The following is a 17,285-nucleotide window of genomic DNA, read 5'->3' as shown; positions in this document are numbered from 1 at the left end:
CCTCCGGGTGGGCCGCCGTCGTTCGCTCACTTCGCACGCGGGGAGCCGGACCGGACGGGGGTGGGCCGGTCCGGCCCCGCATCCGGCCCTCAGGAGTCGCGTCGAACAGCCTCGACACGACGGCGCCGGAGCACCATGCCGGCCCAGCCGACGCTGATCGCCGCCGCGCCGGCGAGCAGCAGCGGACCGGTGGCCGACGTGCCGACGGCCGCGGAGGCGGTCGGCACCACGAGACCGGCCGGGGAGTTGGGGTCGCCGCCGTGACCGTGGTGGGCGACCGTGGACTTCGGGGCGTCCGCGGCGATCTGCGCGTCGCTCGGCGCGGCCGGGGCCTGCGCCGCGAGCGCGGACACCGGGGCGCCGCCGGCCGCGGCGGGCTTGCCGAAGTCGACGTCCGAGCAGCTGTAGAACGCCTCCGGGCTGTCGCTGCGCTGCCAGATCATGTACAGCAGCTGGCGGCCGGTGCGCTGCGGCAGCGTGCCCGGGTAGGTGTAGTACCCGTTGGTGGCGGTGCGGTCGACCTGCACCTGGGCCACCGGCGTCGGGTCGAGGTCGGACCACTTGAGGGGCTTCGTGGGGTCGTAGCCCTCCTTGGTGATGTAGACGGTCTGGGTGCCGACGTGCGGCGCGGTGGTGCGGAACTGGAAGGTGAAGGCGCCCGCGGCGACGGCGGTGGCCGGCCAGTCGGTGCGCGGCCAGTCCAGGGCCTGGTACTTGTCGCGGTTGGCCGAGCAGAGCTTGCCGTCCGGGATCAGCGCCTGGTGGTTGCCGTTGGCGTTGGCGATGTTGACCTCGTTCCAGTCGTAGAGCGGCTGGGTGCCGCTCGCCGCGACGAGGTCCTTGCAGACCTGGGAGACGGGGTGCTCGGGACCCTCGGCGTAGCAGGCCGCGACCCGGCTGACGGGCCCGGTCATCGTGCCGTGGGCACTGGCGGTGCCGGCGGTGGCCGCCGCCATCGCGAGGACCGCGGCGCCGACGGCGCCGACGGACAGGGCACTTCGCTTGATGGACATGGGGTGGGGACTCCTCGACCGTCGTTCCGGGCGGGTGTGGGGGAGCGGACACGCCTGCCCGTTCGGGAGCCGCGGCCCGGATCGCGGACCCCCGGGCAGAGCGTAGGATTGGTCTGGACCAGATGGCAATAGCTCTGCGTCATGCGGTTATTGACGGACTGTATGGCCCCGAGCAGCACAAAGGCCCGACGGGACACCGGGGTTAGGCGTTCCATCGGGCCTGCTTAAGGCTGCGGAAAGGTCAGCGGGTCCGGTCGTTGTAGAAGCCGGCCTGGATCACGTTCTGGTGGTTCCCATCCTTGATCGTGTTGTTGATGATCGTCACGTTGGCTGCCTGGTCGTCCTGCCTCGGAGCGAACTCGTCGAGGATTGCGACGAGTTGAGTGACCATGGCCGGGTCGTTCGCCAGCAGTCGGCGCAGCTTCGGCTCCCACTCGCCCTGCGCGCTCCGGGCGGCGGACTCGCTGTCGCCCTCCTGCGCCGAGACCAGCTCGGCCTGGGTCTCGTCCAGCTCCTCGGCGACCGACTCCGCCTTGCGGCCGAACATCGCGGCAACGCGCGGCTTGACCCGGTCCCAGGCCGATGTGACCATGAGGCCGGCCAGGACGGTCGCGCCCCTCGTCGCAATCTCAGTGATCTCGGCGTCCATGCCGCTCCCTTGTCGTCGCCCAATCTCGGCACCACCGTAGGGCAGAACCGGACGAAGCGTCAGAGGAACGTCTTCCCCTCGCCCCGGTACGTCGGGACGGTCCGGACGACCCGGTCGCCCTCGATCAGGTGCAGCTCGGCGAAGCGTTCGCACAGTTCGCCCGCCTTGGCGTGCCGGAACCAGACCCGGTCGCCGATCAGCAGGTCGTCCGCAGCGGCGCCGAGCAGCGGGGTCTGGACCTCGCCCGCGCCCTCCGTCGGGTCGTAGCGCAGGCCCTCGGGCAGATACGGGGTCGGGGAGCGGTCGGGGCCGGCCGGGCCGGAGGCTGCGTAGCCGCCGCCGAGGACGGTCACCACGCCGACGCCGGGCCGCCGGACGACCGGCTGGCCGAAGAGTGCGGCCGGACGGCCGTCGAACGAGCGGTAGTTGTCGAACAGCCGGGGCAGGTAGAGCCCGGAGCCGGCCGCGACCTCGGTGACGGCGCGCTCGGCCACCGTGCTCTCCACGCTGCCGGTGCCGCCGCCGTTGACGAACTCCAGCTCGGCGACCTGCCGCAGCCGCCGGACCGCGGCCGCGCGCCGCTCGGCCAGTTCGGTGCGGGCCTTGGCCTGCATGAGCCGGATCACCCGTGAGCGCACCGGCCGTCCGGGCACCCGGTCGCCGACCCCGGCGACGTGCCCCTCGTACGCCATCAGGCCTACGACCCGGAAGCCCGGGCGGCGCTGGACGGCCTCGGCGAAGGCGCCGAGGTCCTCGGGGGTGCGCAGCGGCGAGCGGCGGGCGCCGATCCGGACGCGTCCGCCGAGCAGGTGCAGCGCGGTGTCGAGCTCCAGGCAGACCCGGACCTCGGCGTCGCCGGCGCGGGCCTTGTCGATCAGGTCGAGCTGGGCGGGGTCGTCAAGGACGACGGTGACCTCGCGGGCGAGCTCCGGGTCGGCGGTCAGCGCGGCGAAGCCGTCGCGGTCGGCGGAGGGGTAGGCGAGCAGGACGTCGCGCAGGCCGGTGCGGGCGAGCCAGAGCGACTCGTCGAGGGTGAAGCTCATCACCCCGGCGAAGCCGTCGGTGGCGAGCGCGCGTTCCAGCAGGGCGCGGCAGCGCAGCGACTTGCTGGCGACCCGGATCGGCTTGCCGCCCGCGCGGCGCACGAGGTCGGCGGCGTTGGCGTCGAAGGCGGCGAGGTCGACGACGGCGACCGGCCCGTCCAGGTGTGCGGTGGCCCGGTCGTACCGGGCGCGGTCGGAGACCGGGGTGGCGCTGGGAGCGGGTTCGAGCATCACCATGTGCGCAGGCTGCCACACCCGGCTACCCGTGGGTAGGGGGCGCGTGCGGATTTGTGCGGCTCCCGGGACGGGGTGGCATAGGGTCGGCCGGGTGGACCGCAAAGACTTCTCCAACCCGGCGTTCGTCGGCAAGACCATCCCGAACCCCGGCTTCGGCGACGACGACGGCACGGCGGACGCGGCGCTGACCGCGGCGCTCGCCCGCTGGTCGCAGGACCGCTCGGCCGAGCCCGAGGTGCTGGCGGCGCTCACCCCGACCCGGCTGATGGTCCCGATCGTCGCCCTGCTCGGCGAGGTCGAGGTGGACGAGCACGGGCACAAGCACGACAAGACCAGCGACATGGCGGTGCCGGTGCTGGAGGCCCCGGACGGGCGCCGCGCGCTGCCGGCGTTCACGTCGCTGGAGACGCTGGCCCGCTGGCGCGCCGACGCCCGCCCGGCGCCGGTGGCGGCCCCGCAGGCGGCGATGGTCGCGTACTCCGAGAAGGCCGACACCCTGCTGATCGACCCGGCGGGCCCGGTGCCGTACCAGCTGACCGGCGCCCGCCTTCGTGCGCTCGCCGAGAACCGGCCGTATCTGCCGCCGCTGCGCGACCCCGAGGTGCGCGAGGCGGTGCGGGCGCTGCTGGCGGACCAGCCGCAGGTGGTGTCCGGCCTGCTGGGCCCCGGGGACGGCTCGGACGGGGTGCTCGCGGTGGTGTTCGACCCGGAGCTCGACCAGGCGGGCGTGCAGGAGGCGGCCCGGCGGGTCGGCCGCGCGGTGGCGGCGGACCCGGTGCTCCGCGTCCGGCTGGACCGCGGCCTGGACCTGGCGGTGCTGCCGGCGAGCGCGCAGCTGCCGGGGGAGCCGCTGTACCGGCGGTAGAAACGAACGGGGAGCACCTACCAACGTTGGTAGGTGCTCCCCGGGAGAACCGCTCAGGAGTAGACCGGCCCCGTGAACTTCTCGCCCGGCCCGGTGCCCGGCGCGTCCGGCACGATGGAGGCCTCGCGGAAGGCCAGCTGCAGCGAGCGCAGGCCGTCGCGCAGCGGGGCGGCGTGGAAGTTGCTGATCTCCGGGGCGCCGGCGGTGACCAGTCCGGCGAGCGCGGTGATCAGCTTGCGGGCCTCGTCGAGGTCCTTGTCCTTGTCGCCGCCCTCGGCGAGGCCGCACTTGACGGCCGCGGCGCTCATCAGGTGCACGGCGACGGTGGTGATCACCTCGACGGCGGGGACCTCGGCGATGTCCCGGGTCAGGTCGTCGAAGCCGATCGCGTCGTCGTCCGCGCCGGGGTTCTGGGTGGGCTCGCTGCTCAAGGGGGGCTCGTTCCGTCGTGCCGGTGTCCGTGTACACCTGGAGCGTACAAGGGCCCCGGAATGCGCCGAAAAGTGCGGTGCGCGCGCGTGGAAGGCGCGGAAAAGCGCGGAAACGCGGGGTGTGCCGGGGCGGAATGGCGTTCGACCTTCCGGCGCTGTATGCTTCGAGACTGACCGGCCGGGATCCCGCATGGGCACCCGGCCAGCAAGTGGAGGCTCCACCCAGGAGGCCCGAGAGGGCAACCGCGACAGTCTCCCACCTGGTCGGCCTCGCGGTCGACGGGTCCCGGTCCGCGACGGGCGCCACGGCGCCGAGTCGCCGCAGCGCCCCTCACCGGGTGCCGCCCCCGGATTGTGTGGAGCCCCGCTTGTACCGAGCGGGGCTTTTTTCGTGTCGCGGGTGCAGATGGTGCCGAGCAGGTGCCGGGCAGCGCAGCACGAATGAAGCCCCGCCCAGTGGTCGAGTCCACTACGTGCGACCGCCGTCCGACGGCCGCATCGCAGAAGGTGCAACCGAGGAGGCCCCATCAGCACCGAGCCCCGCATCAACGACCGGATTCGCGTTCCGGAGGTGCGACTCGTCGGTCCCAGCGGCGAGCAGGTCGGCATCGTGCCGCTTGCCAAGGCGCTGGAGCTCGCGCAGGAGTACGACCTCGACCTGGTCGAGGTCGCGGCGACCGCCCGGCCGCCGGTGTGCAAGCTCATGGACTACGGCAAGTTCAAGTACGAGTCGGCCATGAAGGCCCGTGAGGCGCGCAAGAACCAGGCGCACACGGTCATCAAGGAGATGAAGCTCCGGCCGAAGATCGACCCGCACGACTATGACACCAAGAAGGGTCACGTCGTCCGGTTCCTCAAGCAGGGCGACAAGGTCAAGATCACGATCATGTTCCGCGGTCGTGAGCAGTCCCGCCCCGAGCTGGGCTTCCGTCTGCTGCAGCGGCTCGCCGACGACGTCCAGGACCTGGGCTTCGTCGAGTCCTCGCCGAAGCAGGACGGCCGGAACATGATCATGGTTCTTGGCCCGCACAAGAAGAAGACCGAGGCGATGGCCGAGGCCCGCGCCCTCGCGGACGCCCGCAAGGCCGAGCGACTGGGCCGGACCGCCGGCTCCGACGCCGCCGCGGACGAGGACGAGGACGCGGCGCTTGAGGCCGAGAACGCCGCTGCCGAGGCGGAGGCCGCCGAAGCGGAGGCCGTCGAGGCCGACGTCGAGGCCGCTGCCGAGGTCGAGCAGCCGGCCGAGGCCTCCCAGGACGCCTGAGCCTTCACGGCCAGGGCGCTCGGGAGACCGGCCCACCACGGTGACGGGGCGCCCCGCCCGGTCACCGCAGATCCATCCAGTTCACGCCCGCGTGGCGCACACCGCGCGGGCGTGGACGGGACCGACGAGGAGATACGGCGAAATGCCGAAGCAGAAGACGCACAGTGGCGCCAGCAAGCGCTTCAAGATCAGTGGCTCTGGCAAGGTGCTGCGCGAGCGCGCCGGTCGCCGCCACCTCCTGGAGCACAAGCCCTCGACGCTGACCCGCAAGCTGGCCGGGACCGTCGAGCTGGCCCCCGCTGACGCCAAGAAGATCAAGAAGCTTCTCGGCAAGTGATCGCCCTCCCGCCCGGCGCGAGCCGTGTGCGGGGCAGCTGATCCTTCCCGACCCATTCGAATGACGGACCGCGTGAAGTAGTCCGTGGTCCAACCCAAGGAGTAATCAAGTGGCACGCGTCAAGCGGGCAGTCAACGCCCACAAGAAGCGCCGGGTCATCCTGGAGCGCGCCAGCGGCTACCGTGGCCAGCGCTCGCGCCTGTACCGCAAGGCCAAGGAGCAGGTCACCCACTCGCTGGTCTACAACTTCAACGACCGCAAGAAGCGCAAGGGCGACTTCCGTCAGCTGTGGATCCAGCGCATCAACGCTGCGGCCCGTGCCAACGGCATCACCTACAACCGCTTCGTGCAGGGCCTGAAGGCCGCCAGCGTCGAGATCGACCGCAAGATGCTGGCCGACCTGGCCGTCAACGACCCGGGTGCGTTCGCCTCCCTGGTCGAGGTCGCCCAGAAGGCGCTGCCGGCCGACGTGAACGCCCCGAAGGCCGCCGCCGACGCCGCCTGATCCTCCAGGATCGGTTGAGCTCCGACCGGACCCGCAGGCTCTCCTGCGGGTCCGGTTCTGCGTTTTCCCCGTCCTTCGGCGCCGCGTCCCTCGGCGCACGTCCCTCAGCGCCCCCGTCCCTCAGCGCCCCCTTCACAGAGCCCCAGAGAACGAGACCATGCCGAGCACCGACACCCCCCTGCTGACCTCCCTGCGCTCGCCGCGCGTCGTCGCCGCCCGCCGGCTCGCCAAGCGGAACCAGCGCACCAAGGAGCGCCGCTTCCTGGCCGAGGGCCCGCAGGCCGTCCGGGAGGCCGTCGCGTACGGCCGGCTGCCGGGCTCGGGCGAGCACGCGGTGGTCGAGGTGTACGTGACCCCGGAGGCCGCCGAGCGGCACGCCGGGATCGTGGAGTCCGCGCTGGACGAGGGGCTCGCGGTGCTGACCGCGACCGACGAGGTGATCGCCGGGATCTGCGACACGGTGACCCCGCAGGGCATCGTCGCGCTCTGCCGCTTCATCGACACCCCGTTCGCCGACGTCCTGGCGGCCCGCCCGAAGCTCGTCGCGATCCTCGCCCACGTGCGCGACCCCGGGAACGCCGGCACCGTGCTGCGCACCGCCGACGCGGCCGGCGCGGACGCCGTGGTGCTCACCGACGCCTCCGTGGACCTGTACAACCCGAAGGCCGTCCGGGCCTCCGTCGGCAGCCTGTTCCACCTGCCGGTCGCCGTCGGCGTGCCGGTCGAGGAGGCCGTCGGGCAGCTGCGCGCGGCCGGGATCCGGGTGCTCGCCGCCGACGGTGCGGGGGAGCGGGACCTCGACCAGGAGCTCGACGAGGGCACCCTGGGCGCACCCGGCGCATGGGTGTTCGGCAACGAGGCGTGGGGGCTCCCGGAAGAGACCCGCGCGCTCACCGACGAGGTCGTGCGCGTGCCGATCCACGGACACGCCGAGAGCCTCAACCTGGCCACCGCCGCGGCCGTCTGCCTCTACGCCTCGGCCCGGGCGCAGCGCGGGCCCGGCGGCTGTCGCTCGAACGGCTGACGGCACCCCGCACGATCCACCCGCCAGGCCCTACTACCGGGGGCATGGAGGCGCTAGGGTCTGCCTCGGTGGGGGGAACGGCACGGTGGGTAATCGGGGAGGACACCCATGGTCGGCAACGGGCCCGAGCTCGACCCGGACGACCTGCCGGACGGCCTGGTGGTCGCCGACGCGCTCGGCCGGGTGGTCCGCTTCAACCGGGCCGCGGCCCGGATCACCGGCGTGCCCCCGGAGGCCGCGCTGGGCAGCGCCCTGGACGACGTCCTCCCGCTGGAGGACCTCGACGGGCGCCGCTGGTGGCAGCTGACCGACCCGTACGGCGGCCTCGCGATCCGCACCGGCCAGCCCGAGCGCAACCTGCTGCTGCCCGGCGGCCGGGAGGTGCTGGTCTCCGCCCGCTACGTGCGGGCCGTGCCGCTGGGGCCCCTGGAGCGCCTGGTGATCGCCCTGCGCGGCACCGAGGACCGCCGGCGCACCGAGCGCAGCCACGCCGAGCTGATCGCCACCGTCGCGCACGAGCTGCGCTCGCCGCTGACCAGCGTCAAGGGCTTCACCGCGACGCTGCTGGCCAAGTGGGAGCGGTTCACCGACGGGCAGAAGCGGCTGATGCTGGAGACCGTCGACGCCGACGCGGACCGGGTCACCCGGCTGATCGCCGAGCTGCTGGACATCTCGCGGATCGACGCGGGCCGGCTGGAGCTGCGCAAGCAGGTCGTGGACGTGGCCGCGGCGGTGCGCCGACACGTCGAGCGCAAGGTCGCCACCGGCATCCCCGAGGAGCGCTTCGACGTCCGGATCACCGAGCCGCTGACCGTGCTGTGGGCGGACCCGGACAAGGTCGACCAGGTGCTCGCCAACCTGCTGGAAAATGCGGTGCGGCACGGCGAGGGAACTGTCACGATCGAGGTGGCACCGGCCAAGGAGGTCGTCGAGGCACCCGTCTGGGAGCGCTCCGGCACCCCGCCCCGCATCGTGGAAGGCACAGCGGTCACCGTGAGCGACGAAGGCAGCGGCATCCCCGAGGAGTCGATGCCGCGCGTCTTCACCCGCTTCTGGCGCGGCTCCAAGCGCGGCGGCACCGGCCTCGGCCTCTACATCGTCAAGGGCATCGTGGAGGCCCACGGCGGCTCGATCCGCGTCGACCGCGCGCCCGGCGGCGGTGCCCGGTTCCGATTTATCCTGCCCGCCGGGGTGCCCGACTTCATGCTCTGAAAGAGCATGAACGACGAACACAGCATGCTGTGGTCGGGTCCGGACGGGCTTGACGGCAGCCGCGCAACGCGCTGCGACTACACTCGACCTTTGGCGTTGCGCAACGCCCTGCGCGGCCGTGCCGCGGACATCCCTTCCCGTGAACGGAGATCGGCTGCCCGTGCCCCGGCCACGCCGGGCGTGACGCGAAGGCGAGCCCAATCACCTGAGCACGGACGAGCAGGAGCACGGGAAGATAGAGATGTCGGCACCCAACAAGTCGTACGACCCGGTCGAGGTCGAGGCCCTCAAGCCCGAGGTGGTGGAGCAGGCGCGGGACGAGGCCGTCGCCGCCTTCGCCGCCGCCACCACGCTCGACGAGCTGAAGCAGGCCAAGGTCGCCCACACCGGCGACCGCTCCGCGCTCTCCCTCGCCAACCGCGAGATCGGCGCCCTGCCCCCGCACGCCAAGGCCGCCGCAGGCAAGCTGATCGGCCAGGCCCGCGGCGCCGTCAACCAGGCCCTCGCCAAGCGGCAGGCCGAGCTGGAGGCGGAGCGCGACGCCCGCGTGCTGGTCGAGGAGGCGGTGGACGTCACGCTGCCCTACGACCGCACCCCGCGCGGCGCCCGCCACCCGCTGACCACGCTGGCCGAGCGCATCGAGGACACCTTCGTCGCGATGGGCTACCAGGTCGCCGAGGGCCCCGAGGTCGAGGCCGAGTGGCTCAACTTCGACGCCCTCAACCTGGGCCCGGACCACCCGGCCCGCTCGATGCAGGACACCTTCTTCGTCCAGGCCCCGGACGGCTCCGCCGACTCCGGCGTGGTGCTGCGCACCCAGACCTCCCCGGTCCAGGCCCGCACCATGCTCGACCGCGAGCCCCCCGTCTACGTCGTGTGCCCGGGCCGGGTCTACCGCACGGACGAGCTGGACGCCACCCACACCCCGGTCTTCCGCCAGGTCGAGGGCCTCGCGGTGGACGAGGGCATCACCTTCGCCGACCTCAAGGGCACCATCGAGGTGCTGGTCGAGAAGCTGATCGGCACCGGCCTGGAACTGCGCTGGCGCCCCTCGTACTTCCCGTTCACCGAGCCGAGCGCCGAGATCGACCTGCAGTGCTTCGTGTGCCGCGGCGAGAGCGTCGGCAACCCGGACCGCCCGTGCCGCACCTGCTCCTCCGAGGGCTGGATCGAGCTCGGCGGCTGCGGCGTGGTCAACCCGCGCGTGCTGGTGGCCTGCGGCGTCGACCCGAACCGCTACAGCGGGTTCGCCTTCGGCCTGGGCCTGGAGCGGATCCTGATGAATCGTCACAACGTCGCCGACATGCGCGACATGGTCGAGGGTGACGTGCGCTTCACCCTCCCGTTCGGGATGGAGATCTGATGCGCGTCCCGCTTTCCTGGCTGCGCGAGTACGTCGACCTGCCGGCCGGCGAGACCGGTCGCGACGTCGCCGAGCGCCTGGTCCGGGCCGGCCTGGAGGTCGAGACCGTCGAGCAGCTCGGCGGCGACCTCAAGGGCCCGCTGGTGGTCGGCGAGGTGCTCTCCATCGAGGAGCTGTCCGGCTTCAAGAAGCCGATCCGGCACTGCTTCGTCAACGTCGGCGACGCCAACGGCACCGGCGCGCCGCAGGAGATCGTCTGCGGCGCGACCAACTTCGCGGTCGGCGACAAGGTCGTGGTCGTGCTCCCGGGCGCCGTGCTGCCCGGCCCGTTCCCGATCGCGGCCCGCCAGACCTACGGCCACACCTCGGCCGGCATGATCTGCTCCGCGCGCGAGCTCGGCATGGGCGACGACCACGCGGGCATCATCGTGCTCCCGCCGGAGTTCGAGCCGGGCACCGACGCGATCGAGCTGCTCCAGCTCGTCGACGAGGTGCTCGACATCGCCGTCACCCCGGACCGCGGCTACTGCCTGTCCATGCGCGGCGTGGCCCGCGAGGCCGCCGCCGCGTACGGGCTGCCGCTGGCCGACCCGGCGCTGCTCGACGTGCCGCCGGCGAACTCCTTCGGCTACCTGGTCAAGGTCAACGACCCGGCCGGCTGCGACCGCTTCGTGGCCCGCACGGTCGTCGGCGTGGACCCGAACGCCAAGTCCCCGATCTGGCTGCAGCGCCGCCTCCAGAAGGCCGGCATCCGCCCGATCTCGCTGACCGTCGACATCACCAACTACGTGATGCTGGAGGTCGGCCAGCCGCTGCACGCCTACGACAAGCAGCGCGTGGACGGCCCGATCACGGTCCGCCGGGCGGCCGAGGGCGAGATCCTCACCACCCTGGACGGCGTCAAGCGAAGGCTCGCCGCCGAGGACCTGCTGATCTGCGACAACAGCGGCCCGATCGGCCTGGCCGGCGTCATGGGCGGCGCCTCCACCGAGATCCTCGACCCGGCCGCCGGTCCGGGCACCACCGAGGTGATCATCGAGGCGGCGCACTTCGACCCGGTCGCCATCGCCCGCTCCGCCAAGCGGCACAAGCTGCCCTCCGAGGCGTCCAAGCGCTTCGAGCGCGGCGTCGACCCGGAGGCCGCCCGCGCCGCCGCGCAGCGCGCCGTCGACCTGCTGGTCCTGATCGCCGGCGGCACCGCCGAGGCCGGGGTCACCGACATCGCCGCGCCGCACCCGGTGCGCACCATCACCATCGCCGCGGACCTGCCCGACCGGGTCGCCGGCACCGCGTACGGCCGCGAGACCGTCACCCGGCGCCTGCAGGAGATCGGCTGCTCGGTCGCGGGCGCCGACGTCCTGGAGGTCACCCCGCCGACCTGGCGCCCCGACCTCACCGACCCGTACGACCTCGCGGAGGAGGTCATCCGGCTGGAGGGCTACGACAACGTCCCCGCCCGGATGCCGAACGTGCCGCCGGGCAAGGGCCTGACCGAGGCCCAGCGCGTCCACCGCCGGATCGGCGTCGCGCTGGCCGGGGCCGGCTACATCGAGGTCAACAACTACCCCTTCCTCGGCGAGCCCGCCTTCGAGGCGCTCGGCCTGGAGGCGGACGACCGCCGCCGCCGGACCGTCAAGCTGGTCAACCCGCTCAACGACGAGGAGCCGGCGCTGCGCACCACGCTGCTGCCGGGCCTGCTCGGGGCGCTGCGCCGCAACGTCGGCCGCGGCAACACCGACCTGGCGGTCTACGAGACCGGCACGGTCTTCCTGCCCAAGGACGAGCCGGCCGTGGCCCCGCGCCCGGCCGTCGACCGGCGCCCGAGCGACGAGGAGCTGGCCGCGCTGGACGCCGCGCTGCCGGACCAGCCGCGCCGGGTCGCCGTCGCCCTCGCGGGCGAGCGGATGCCCTCCGGCTGGTGGGGCGCCGGCGCCCAGGCCTCCTGGGCGGACGCCGTCGAGGCGGCCCGCACGGTGGCCCGCGCGGCCGGCGTCGAGCTGACCGTGCGCCAGGGCCAGCTGGCGCCCTGGCACCCGGGCCGCTGCGCCGAGCTCGTCGTCGCGGGCACCGACCGGGTCGTCGGCCACGCCGGTGAGCTGCACCCGCGCGTCGTCAAGGCGCTCGGCCTGCCGGCCCGCACGGCCGCGATGGAGATCGACGTCGACCTGCTCACCGCCGACGGCGCCGAGAAGGTCAGCGGCCCGGCCGTCTCCGGCTTCCCGGTGGCGACGCAGGACGTCGCGCTGATCGTCGACACGGCCGTCCCGGCCGCCGACGTGGAGGCCGCGCTGCGCACCGGCGCGGGCGAACTGCTGGAGGCCATCCGGCTGTTCGACGTCTTCACCGGCGAGCAGGTCGGCGAGGGCAAGAAGTCGCTGGCCTACGCGCTGCGCTTCCGCGCCGCCGACCGCACCCTGACCGCCGACGAGGCCACGGCCGCCCGCGAGGCCGCCGTCGCCGAGGCCGTCACCCGTACGGGAGCGGTGCTGCGCGGGGCCTGATCCCGCAGCGCCCGAGAGGGCCCCGTCCTGGACCGCGAGGTCCGGGGCGGGGCCCTCTCGCGTTTCCCCGGCGGGCCTGCCGGCTCTCCCCGCTCTCCCTGCCTTCCCGGTTCTCCCAGCCTCCCGACTTGACGATCGATCACCCCGTCGCTTATCTCTTTACCTATGGAAGTAGATAAAGCCGATGACCAGCCCTCGCCGATCGAGTTCCGCCTCGACCCGGCCTCCGGCGTCCCGACCTACCTCCAGCTCGTGCAGCAGGTCGAACAGGCGCTGCGCATGGGCTGGTTGACGGAGGGGGACCGGCTGCCCCGGGTGCGGGAGGTGGTGGCGGGGCTGGCGATCAACCCCAACACCGTGCTGAAGGCGTACCGGGAGCTGGAGCACCGGGGGCTCGCGGCGGGCCGCCGCGGGCAGGGCACGTTCGTGCGCGGGCTTCCCGCCGGGGTGGTGCCGCTGCGCGAACGGGCGGCGCTGCGGCGGGGGTTGCTGGACTGGATGCGCTCGGCGCGGGCCGCCGGGCTGGACGAGGGGGGGATGGCCGCGGTGTTCGAGGACGCGCTGCGCGACCTGCGTGAAGGCCGGGACGGGGTGGTGGCGTGACGGCCGCCGACACGGTGATCGACTGCGGCGGGCTGGGCAAGCGCTACCGCCGCTCCTGGGCGCTGCGGGACTGCAACCTCGCCGTCCCGGCCGGGCGCGTCGTGGCCCTGGTCGGCCCGAACGGCGCCGGCAAGACCACGCTGCTCGGCCTGGCGGCCGGCCTCACCCTGCCCAGTGCGGGCGCGATGACCGTCCTCGGCGGCCAACTCCCCGGCTCTCCGGAGGCGTTGGACCGGATCGGCTTCGTGGCCCAGAACGCCGCGCTCTACCCGGGCCTGCGCGTGCGCGACCTGCTCGCGATGGGCCGTCACCTCAACCGCCGCTGGGACGCCGACCGGGCGCGCACCCACCTGGAGGGCCTCGGCATCCCCCTGGACCGCAAGTACGGGCGCCTTTCCGGCGGCCAGCAGGCCCAGGTCTCGCTCGCCCTGGCGCTCGCCAAGCGGCCCGAACTCCTGCTCCTGGACGAGCCGTTGGCCGCGCTCGACCCGCTCGCCCGGCACGACTTCATGGCCGTGCTGCTGACCGCCGTGGCCGAGGACGGCCTCTCGGTGGTCTTCTCCTCGCACGCCGTCAACGAGCTGGAGCAGAGCTGCGACTACCTGGTGGTGCTCGGCGGCGGCCGGGTCCAGGTGGCGGGGGAGGTGGACGACCTGGTGGCTGGCCACCGGATGCTCACCGGCCCGACCGCCGAGGCCGACGCGGTCGCCGGGCGGCTGCCGGTGGTCCGCGACCGCCGGGCCGGCGTCCAGTCCCACCTGCTGGTACGCACCGGCGGCCTGGACGCCCCGGTCTCCGACGGCTGGCGCCAACAGCGCGTCGGCCTGGAGGAGTTGGTGATCGCCTACCTGCGCGAGCCGGCCGCCTCCGCCCTCCCCGGCCCGCGCGGGGCCGTCCGTCCGAACGAGAAGGTCCTGCAGTCGTGAGCGCAATCGCCCTTGGTGCGGCCACCGCCTCGCCGCGCCGCAGCGCCGTCCTGCGCGCCGCCGCCATCCGCCACCGCACGGCCGTGCTGACCCTGGTCGGCGTGATGGCGGCGCTGTCCGTCGCGATGCTGCTGCACGGCTGGTACGTCCACGCCGGCCTGCACCGCCTCGGGGCCGACTCCTGCGACCCGGACACCGTCGCGTGCCTGGCCACGTACAAGCAGTTCATCCACCAGTACGGCATGCCGTTGCAGACCCTCGACGGGGTGCTCTACGTGCTCGGCGGCGGGTTCGGCGCCTTCGCCGGGGGACCGCTGCTGGCGAGGGAGTTCGAGCACGGCACGGTCCGCTTCGCGTGGACCCAGGGCGCCGGACGCTCCCGCTGGACGGTCGGCGCGGTGACCGTGGTCGGCGGCGCCGTCGTGGTCGTGGCCGCGCTGTTCGGGGTGGTGCAACGGTGGTGGAGCGAGCCGCTGGTCCGCGAGGCGGGGCAGTTCAACCCGGACATCTTCATGCAGACCTGGCCGGTGATGGCCGGCCGGGTGCTGCTGACCTTCGGGCTGGCCGTGCTCGCGGGCGCGGTGCTGCGCCGCACGGTGGTGGCGGTGGGCGTCGGGCTCGCGGGCTCCGTGGCCCTGCCCTTCGTCGCCCAGGCGTTCCGGACGCACTACCGGCCACCCCTGGAGGAGGCCGTGCACACGATGACGCCGCTCTCGCTGGACGGGCGCTGGGTGCTGGACGTCTGGTACTCGGACCCGGCCGGGAACCGGATCGGCACGGGCGAGTTCTACGACCGCGGCGGCGACTTCGCCCACCTCCAGGCGATGGTGCGCGACGGCGGCTACACCGCGCACCAGGTGTACCAGCCGGCGGACCGCTTCTGGCCGTTCCAGTTCATCGAGGCCGGCTGGATGCTGGCCCTGGGGATCGCGGCCTGCGCGGCGGCGGTGTGGTGGGTGCGCCGCCGGGCCGTCTGACGGAGAAGTTGAGGAGGGTGTGTCAAAACCCTTGCGGCAGCGGGGCTGTTGGGCGCTAATTTCTCGTTAGGAAAGTTTCCTAACCCCCACGGGAAACGGAGCGTGCACATGCGTCCTCAGCCCCGCCGCGCCCTCGGCATCGCCCTCGCCGCCGTCCTGGTGGCCGCACCCGCCGTGGTCGTCTCCGCCGGTGCGGCCGGCGCCGCGCCGACGGCGGCCGTCCGGCTCAAGGGAGTCGGACTCGACGACCCGCACAAGAAGGACATCGCGATGCAGTTGGTGTCGAGTGCGGAGAACTCCTCGCTGGACTGGAAGGCCCAGTACAAGTACATCGAGGACATCGGTGACGGGCGCGGCTACACCGCCGGCATCATCGGGTTCTGCTCCGGCACGGGCGACATGCTCGACCTCGTCCAGCACTACACCGCGCTCAAGCCCGGCAACGTCCTCGCCAAGTACCTGTCGGCGCTGAAGAAGGTCAACGGCAGCGCGTCGCACGCCGGTCTCGGCACCCCGTTCGTCAAGGACTGGGCCGCCGCCGCCAAGGACCCGGTCTTCCAGCAGGCCCAGAACGACGAGCGCGACCGGGTGTACTTCAACCCTGCCGTCGGCCGGGCCAAGGCGGACGGGCTGCGCGCGCTCGGCCAGTTCGCCTACTACGACGCCATCGTCATGCACGGCCCCGGAGACGGGTCCGACAGTTTCGGCGGCATTCGCGCCGCGGCCATGAAGAAGGCCAGGACCCCGGCCCAGGGCGGCGACGAGGCCACCTACCTCAAGGCCTTCCTGGAGGCCCGCAAGGTGGTCATGAAGAAGGAGGAGGCCCACTCCGACACCAGCAGGGTCGACACCGAGCAGACGGTCTTCCTCAATGCGGGGAACTTCGACCTCAACCCGCCGCTGCACTGGAAGGTCTACGGCGACAGCTACTCGATAGCGAGCTGAGCCCCCGGTGGGCCGGAGGGGATCCCCCCCTGGCCCACCGCACCCTCGTCCGCAATTAATAAGTCCCCTGAATTATCAATATCCACCCCGAATTCGATCTTCGAAAGTGTGAAAGTCCTGTTCATCCCATAACGAATCGAGCATGGGGATAACGAAGTCTCCTCCCCTTATTGACGCATTCGCCCGGTGGGGCTTGACTCCCTCCCCTGCCGCACCGTTCGCGGCGCAGTACAGGAGGCACCACCGAACATGAACAGAGCCATGCGTCTCGCGGCCACGGGCACGGCCGCCGTGTCGCTCGCACTCACCCTCGCGGCCTGCGGGCAGACCGGCGCGGCGCAGAAGCCGGCCTCCGGCGGAGGCGGCGAGGCCATCGGTCTCCTCCTGCCCGACAACGCCTCCTCCACGCGTTACGACGCGTTCGACAAGCCGCTGATCCAGCAGACGGTGACCGGCCTCTGCACCCAGTGCACCCTCGACTACGCCAACGCGGGCGGCGAGGCGATCACCCAGAAGAAGCAGTTCGACGACCTGGTCGCCAAGGGCGTGAAGGTCATCCTGCTCGACCCGGTCGACGCCAAGGTCACCGCACCGTGGGTCGACGCCGCCAACGCCAAGGGCATCAAGGTCGTGTCCTACGACCGGCTGGCGCAGGGCAAGGTCGCCGCGTACGTGTCCTTCGACAACGAGCGCACCGGCGAGCTCCAGGGCCAGTCCCTGCTCGACGCGCTCGGCTCCAAGGCCTCCTCGGCCAACGTCGTGATGATCGACGGCGCCGAGTCCGACCCCAACGCCGCGCAGTTCAAGGCGGGCGCGCACCAGGTGCTGGACGGCAAGGTCAAGAAGATCGCCTACGAGCAGTCCGGCGAGTGGAAGACCGACGTCGCCACGGCGAAGATGAACGAGGCCATCCAGAGCCTCGGGAAGGACGGCATCCAGGCCGTCTACGCCGGGAACGACGGCATGGCCGGCGCCGTCATCGACGCGCTGAAGACCGCGGGCATCAAGAACGTCCCGGTGGGCGGCCAGGACGCGTCCATCGACGCGGTGCGCCGGATCCTCACCGGCGAGCAGGCCTACACCATCTACAAGCCGTACAAGCCGGAGACGGACGCGGCCGGCAGCATCGCCGTCCAGCTCGCCGAGGGCATGGACATCAGCACGACCGCGACCACCCTCACCTCCAGCAACGGGCTGCAGATCCCCTCGCTGCTGCTCACCCCGATCGTGGTGACCAAGGCGAAGGTCGAGGCCACGGTGGTCGGCGGCGGCCTCTACAAGGCGGCCGACATCTGCACCCAGCAGTTCGCGGCGGCCTGCGCCTCGGCCGGGGTCCAGTAGCCGGAGCGCCGGAAAAGGGGCGCGCCCGCACCGGAGATCCGGTGCCGGC

At 72.7% G+C, this 17,285-nt stretch carries 17 protein-coding genes; 13 read left to right on the top strand and 4 right to left on the bottom strand.

Going from position 1 to position 17,285, the window contains the following annotated elements; all coding sequences use genetic code 11:
- Nucleotides 1-89 precede the first annotated feature (89 nt).
- From ACFVU9_RS43400 to ACFVU9_RS43390, 3 genes are all read right to left on the bottom strand, one after another.
- On the bottom strand, nucleotides 90-1,013 hold the full coding sequence (locus tag ACFVU9_RS43400) for a lytic polysaccharide monooxygenase (RefSeq protein ID WP_380504741.1): 924 nt from the start codon (nucleotides 1,011-1,013) through the stop codon (nucleotides 90-92).
- A 241-nt stretch (nucleotides 1,014-1,254) separates the two neighbouring features.
- On the bottom strand, nucleotides 1,255-1,662 hold the full coding sequence (locus ACFVU9_RS43395) for a hypothetical protein (RefSeq protein WP_380443565.1): 408 nt from the start codon (nucleotides 1,660-1,662) through the stop codon (nucleotides 1,255-1,257).
- A 59-nt stretch (nucleotides 1,663-1,721) separates the two neighbouring features.
- Nucleotides 1,722-2,936 (bottom strand): alanine racemase, encoded by a 1,215-nt coding sequence (locus ACFVU9_RS43390; RefSeq protein ID WP_380443647.1) that lies wholly within the window; start codon nucleotides 2,934-2,936, stop codon nucleotides 1,722-1,724.
- A 97-nt stretch (nucleotides 2,937-3,033) separates the two neighbouring features.
- Between ACFVU9_RS43390 and ACFVU9_RS43385 the strand changes: the two genes are divergently transcribed.
- Nucleotides 3,034-3,807: an SseB family protein gene (locus ACFVU9_RS43385; protein WP_387603230.1), complete on the top strand. Its 774-nt coding sequence runs from the start codon at nucleotides 3,034-3,036 to the stop codon at nucleotides 3,805-3,807.
- Between the two features lie 53 nt (nucleotides 3,808-3,860).
- Here ACFVU9_RS43385 and ACFVU9_RS43380 read toward each other — a convergent pair whose 3' ends face one another.
- On the bottom strand, nucleotides 3,861-4,238 hold the full coding sequence (locus ACFVU9_RS43380) for a DUF1844 domain-containing protein (RefSeq protein WP_387603227.1): 378 nt from the start codon (nucleotides 4,236-4,238) through the stop codon (nucleotides 3,861-3,863).
- Between the two features lie 526 nt (nucleotides 4,239-4,764).
- Here ACFVU9_RS43380 and infC point away from each other — a divergent pair.
- The 12 genes from infC (at nucleotide 4,765) to ACFVU9_RS43320 (ending at nucleotide 17,236) form a co-directional block, all read left to right on the top strand.
- Entirely contained in the window at nucleotides 4,765-5,502 is a 738-nt protein-coding gene (gene infC, locus ACFVU9_RS43375; RefSeq protein WP_387603234.1) for a translation initiation factor IF-3, read from the top strand.
- Between the two features lie 142 nt (nucleotides 5,503-5,644).
- Nucleotides 5,645-5,839 (top strand): 50S ribosomal protein L35, encoded by a 195-nt coding sequence (rpmI, locus tag ACFVU9_RS43370; RefSeq protein ID WP_030055648.1) that lies wholly within the window; start codon nucleotides 5,645-5,647, stop codon nucleotides 5,837-5,839.
- A gap of 109 nt (nucleotides 5,840-5,948) precedes the next feature.
- Nucleotides 5,949-6,344 carry a 50S ribosomal protein L20 gene (gene rplT / locus ACFVU9_RS43365; RefSeq protein WP_030055649.1) on the top strand — a complete coding sequence of 132 codons (396 nt, stop codon included), beginning with the start codon at nucleotides 5,949-5,951 and terminating at the stop codon, nucleotides 6,342-6,344.
- Nucleotides 6,345-6,501: 157 nt separating this feature from the next.
- Entirely contained in the window at nucleotides 6,502-7,368 is an 867-nt protein-coding gene (locus ACFVU9_RS43360) for a TrmH family RNA methyltransferase (protein WP_380443569.1), read from the top strand.
- Nucleotides 7,369-7,476: 108 nt separating this feature from the next.
- The gene (locus ACFVU9_RS43355; RefSeq protein WP_380443571.1) at nucleotides 7,477-8,580 is read left to right on the top strand and encodes an ATP-binding protein; all 1,104 of its coding nucleotides are present in this window, start codon (nucleotides 7,477-7,479) and stop codon (nucleotides 8,578-8,580) included.
- Nucleotides 8,581-8,821: 241 nt separating this feature from the next.
- Entirely contained in the window at nucleotides 8,822-9,943 is a 1,122-nt protein-coding gene (pheS, locus tag ACFVU9_RS43350; protein ID WP_329928694.1) for a phenylalanine--tRNA ligase subunit alpha, read from the top strand.
- Nucleotides 9,943-12,444, top strand: a complete 2,502-nt coding sequence (pheT, locus tag ACFVU9_RS43345) for a phenylalanine--tRNA ligase subunit beta (protein WP_387603220.1) — start codon at nucleotides 9,943-9,945, stop codon at nucleotides 12,442-12,444. Before pheS ends, pheT begins: the two co-directional genes overlap by 1 nt.
- A 165-nt stretch (nucleotides 12,445-12,609) precedes the next feature.
- On the top strand, nucleotides 12,610-13,047 hold the full coding sequence (locus ACFVU9_RS43340) for a GntR family transcriptional regulator (protein WP_380443575.1): 438 nt from the start codon (nucleotides 12,610-12,612) through the stop codon (nucleotides 13,045-13,047).
- Entirely contained in the window at nucleotides 13,044-13,973 is a 930-nt protein-coding gene (locus ACFVU9_RS43335; protein WP_387603217.1) for an ATP-binding cassette domain-containing protein, read from the top strand. The genes ACFVU9_RS43340 and ACFVU9_RS43335 overlap by 4 nt, the downstream gene beginning before the upstream one ends.
- Nucleotides 13,970-14,950 (top strand): hypothetical protein, encoded by a 981-nt coding sequence (locus tag ACFVU9_RS43330; RefSeq protein WP_387603214.1) that lies wholly within the window; start codon nucleotides 13,970-13,972, stop codon nucleotides 14,948-14,950. Before ACFVU9_RS43335 ends, ACFVU9_RS43330 begins: the two co-directional genes overlap by 4 nt.
- Before the next feature lie 108 nt (nucleotides 14,951-15,058).
- Nucleotides 15,059-15,895 (top strand): chitosanase, encoded by an 837-nt coding sequence (locus ACFVU9_RS43325; RefSeq protein WP_387603211.1) that lies wholly within the window; start codon nucleotides 15,059-15,061, stop codon nucleotides 15,893-15,895.
- Between the two features lie 249 nt (nucleotides 15,896-16,144).
- Nucleotides 16,145-17,236, top strand: coding sequence for a sugar ABC transporter substrate-binding protein (locus ACFVU9_RS43320; RefSeq protein WP_380494307.1), 1,092 nt, complete (start codon nucleotides 16,145-16,147; stop codon nucleotides 17,234-17,236).
- Nucleotides 17,237-17,285 lie beyond the last annotated feature (49 nt).

Source organism: Kitasatospora sp. NPDC057936, assembly GCF_042887525.1.
Lineage (GTDB): Bacteria > Actinomycetota > Actinomycetes > Streptomycetales > Streptomycetaceae > Kitasatospora.
The sequence above is the reverse complement of the archived record's forward strand: the minus strand, read 5'-3'. Positions and strand labels throughout refer to the sequence as shown.

What these genes read in the sequence shown, in the direction of transcription:
- ACFVU9_RS43400 (WP_380504741.1), bottom strand. Translation starts at nt 1,013, where the DNA reads ATGTCCATCAAGCGAAGTGCCCTGTCCGTCGGCGCCGTCGGCGCCGCG.
- ACFVU9_RS43395 (WP_380443565.1), bottom strand. Translation starts at nt 1,662, where the DNA reads ATGGACGCCGAGATCACTGAGATTGCGACGAGGGGCGCGACCGTCCTG.
- ACFVU9_RS43390 (WP_380443647.1), bottom strand. Translation starts at nt 2,936, where the DNA reads ATGCTCGAACCCGCTCCCAGCGCCACCCCGGTCTCCGACCGCGCCCGG.
- rpmI (WP_030055648.1), top strand. Translation starts at nt 5,645, where the DNA reads ATGCCGAAGCAGAAGACGCACAGTGGCGCCAGCAAGCGCTTCAAGATC.
- ACFVU9_RS43360 (WP_380443569.1), top strand. Translation starts at nt 6,502, where the DNA reads ATGCCGAGCACCGACACCCCCCTGCTGACCTCCCTGCGCTCGCCGCGC.
- ACFVU9_RS43355 (WP_380443571.1), top strand. Translation starts at nt 7,477, where the DNA reads ATGGTCGGCAACGGGCCCGAGCTCGACCCGGACGACCTGCCGGACGGC.
- pheS (WP_329928694.1), top strand. Translation starts at nt 8,822, where the DNA reads ATGTCGGCACCCAACAAGTCGTACGACCCGGTCGAGGTCGAGGCCCTC.
- pheT (WP_387603220.1), top strand. Translation starts at nt 9,943, where the DNA reads ATGCGCGTCCCGCTTTCCTGGCTGCGCGAGTACGTCGACCTGCCGGCC.
- ACFVU9_RS43340 (WP_380443575.1), top strand. Translation starts at nt 12,610, where the DNA reads ATGGAAGTAGATAAAGCCGATGACCAGCCCTCGCCGATCGAGTTCCGC.
- ACFVU9_RS43325 (WP_387603211.1), top strand. Translation starts at nt 15,059, where the DNA reads ATGCGTCCTCAGCCCCGCCGCGCCCTCGGCATCGCCCTCGCCGCCGTC.
- ACFVU9_RS43320 (WP_380494307.1), top strand. Translation starts at nt 16,145, where the DNA reads ATGAACAGAGCCATGCGTCTCGCGGCCACGGGCACGGCCGCCGTGTCG.